General features: G+C 23.5%; 3 protein-coding genes. All 3 read left to right on the plus strand.

Going from position 1 to position 2,950, the window contains the following annotated elements; translation table 11 throughout:
* Positions 1-83: 83 nt before the first annotated feature.
* The gene (locus Q0V09_RS09965; RefSeq protein ID WP_297407011.1) at positions 84-1,301 is read left to right on the plus strand and encodes a DUF819 family protein; all 1,218 of its coding nucleotides are present in this window, start codon (positions 84-86) and stop codon (positions 1,299-1,301) included.
* Positions 1,302-1,462: 161 nt separating this feature from the next.
* Positions 1,463-2,629 (plus strand): glycosyltransferase, encoded by a 1,167-nt coding sequence (locus tag Q0V09_RS09970; protein ID WP_297489122.1) that lies wholly within the window; start codon positions 1,463-1,465, stop codon positions 2,627-2,629.
* Positions 2,630-2,647: 18 nt separating this feature from the next.
* Positions 2,648-2,950 (plus strand): hypothetical protein (locus Q0V09_RS09975; RefSeq protein ID WP_297489125.1); only part of this gene is annotated, 303 nt, incomplete at its 3' end.

A 2,950-nucleotide genomic window follows, 5' to 3' on the forward strand; every position in this document is an offset into this window, starting at 1 on the left:
GTCTTTCCTGAAAATTTCATTTTTTTTTAAATATTTTATAAATTTAATCAATACAACTTTATAACATTTGCAGGAGGCATTTTATGATTACAAATATTTACAGTTATTTTTCTTTATTAATTTTATTTATAACAGCAGTACTTTATTGTCAAAAGACACTAAAATTATCTATTTTTAAAGTCATTCCAGGATTAACATTTATTTATTTCGGTGGAATGATGGGGGCATCATTACATATTTGGCAATTAACACCTGAAATTTCAGGTTTTATAGGTTCTTTAAAATATTACTTATTACCGATGATGTTATTTTTGCTTTTATTAAAAAATGATATTAGAGATATTTTCAAACTTGGTCCTAAGTTAATCGGAACCTTCTTTGCAGTAACTCTTAGTATAATCGTTGGTTTTATTATTGTATATATGTTTTTTAAAAGTAAATTAGATCCAGAAGCATGGCAAACATTTGCAATTCTTTCATCATCTTGGATTGGTGGATCTACAAATATGGCAGCAACTCAAGCAGGACTTGGAGTTATTGATGGTTCTCAGGCTTTAACATATGCTTTTTTAATGGATAATATTTGTGCTTCATTTTGGCTTGTAATGCTTATTACTCTTGCTCCTATGAGAGAAAAATTTAATAAGTTTTCAGGAGCTAATAGTAAAGAGATTGATGACATTATATCTCATATGCATTTAAATGCAGCTAAAAACGAGGATAAAAGAGATTATGAATTTATGGATTTTATGTTAACTTTAGGGCTTGGACTTGGAGTAGCTGGAATAGTTTTAGTAATAGGTAAACAAATTATAAATCCAGGAAATTTAACAGAGGTTAATTTCTTATCTCCTATTAGAACTTTCTTTAGTGGTTCTGGATGGGTAGTTATAGTTGCTACTGCATTTGGACTTTTAGGAAGTATGACTCCTTTAAAAAGAATTAAAGGAACAGATCATGTTGGAAATGTTTTACTATATGTTGTAGTAGGATTAATTGCTACTGCTACAGATTTTTCAACTATTAGTTTTGAAGATGCTGCTATATATGTTGTCGGTGGATTCTTAATTTTACTTTTTCACTTAGTTGTTTTATTAATTCTTGCTAAAATATTTAAATTAGATTTATATATTTGTGGAATAGCTTCTCAAGCTAATATTGGAGGAACAGTTTCAGCTCCAATTCTTGCAGGAACTTATGATGATGCTTTAATTCCAGCTGGTTTAATGATGGGTATTTTAGGAACATCTATTGGAACTATTATTGCATTGATTCTTGCTAAGATTTTAGTTTTAATTTAGTTTTATATTAAAACTTATAGAAAGGATCTTAATTCTAGTTTATAGAATTTAAGATCCTTTTTTTATTTTGTGTAAATTTTTTTAAACTTTGTGTATATTTATTATTTGTTAATTGAATTTATTTTATAATATGAATATATTTAATTAATAGAAGGAGAGATATGAAAAAAAGATTTGTACATATTTGTGAAGAGTTAGAATATACATGGTTAGGAAAAGATAATGGTATGGTTCCTGTTTATACTCATAAAATTTTAGGTTATAAGAGTGAAATAGTAACATGTAATCTTAAAGAGGATCTCCCAGATAATTTTAGGGGTATAAAAATAATAAAAATTTCAAGATGGTTTAAAAATATAAAAAACTTTTTCCCTTGGGTTATGTTTTTTAAGAGAATACCTCTTTATTACTATATATTAAAAAATGGAAAAAAAATAGATGTTTTAATGTTATTTCATATAACTAAGTGTAGTTATTGGAATGCTTTTTTTTATAAAAAAATAAATCCTACTGGTAAAATTTATGTTAAAGCTGATTTTAATTTAGATATTTATAATAATGAAATAAGAAAAACTAAAATGAAAATAACTAATTTAAGAGAATTTTTTAGAAAAAAAAGAGAAATTAAAGAGTATAAAAAAAGAAAAAAATTAGTTAAAATGATTGATGTTCTTAGTTATGAAACTAAAGAAGCCTATGAAGCTATGAAAAATAAATATGCTGGAGTTACAGTAAAAGGAGATATTTATCATATTCCAAATGGATATGATGATTTATTTATTGAAAATAATTTCCAAGTAAAACCTTTTCAAGAAAAAGAGAATATATTTTTAACTGTTGGAAGATTAGGAACTCAGCAAAAAAATACAGAATTATTATTAAATATTTTAGAAAAAATAGATTTAAAAAATTGGAAATTTTATTTTATAGGTTCAATAGAATCCTCTTTTCAAGAAAAAATTGATAACTTTTATAATAAAAATCCTGAAAAAAAAGAAAATGTTATTTTCACAGGAGTGATTACGGATAAAAAAATATTATATAGTTATTATAATAGAGCTAAAGTTTTTTTATTATCATCTAGGTGGGAAGGTTTTGCTTTAGTTTTCTTAGAGGCTTTATCTTTTGATAATTATATTTTATCAACTGATGTTGGTGGTGCTCAAGATGTTATTGAAAATAATAAAAATGGAAATATATTATCTAATGAAAATCAGATGAAAGAAAAAATAGAAAATATTATAAATAACAAAGTAGATATTACAATTAGAAGTAATAGTAAAAATTATTTTAAATGGAGTAATCTAATAAAAAAAATAAAATTATAAATAAGGAGATTTTATTATATGAATAAACAGTTTACGCATATATGCTATACACAAACAATATATAGTCTTTTTCTATTTCTATTAATAGAGATAGAAAATAGAGAACAAACTTTATTTATATTTTCTTCTAATATTCCACAAAATATAAGTAATAAATTTAAAAATAAAGTAATTTTAGATTGTAGATTTAAAAAAAAATCTAAATTATATAAATATTTAGAAAAATGGAAAATAAATAAGATTTTAAAAAACAACTTAAAAAATGTTTCTAAAAATGCTAAATCTTATGGTTATATTTTTAGTGATTGTATAGGAAATATA

Source organism: uncultured Cetobacterium sp. (genome assembly GCF_947039425.1).
Classification (GTDB): domain Bacteria; phylum Fusobacteriota; class Fusobacteriia; order Fusobacteriales; family Fusobacteriaceae; genus Cetobacterium_A.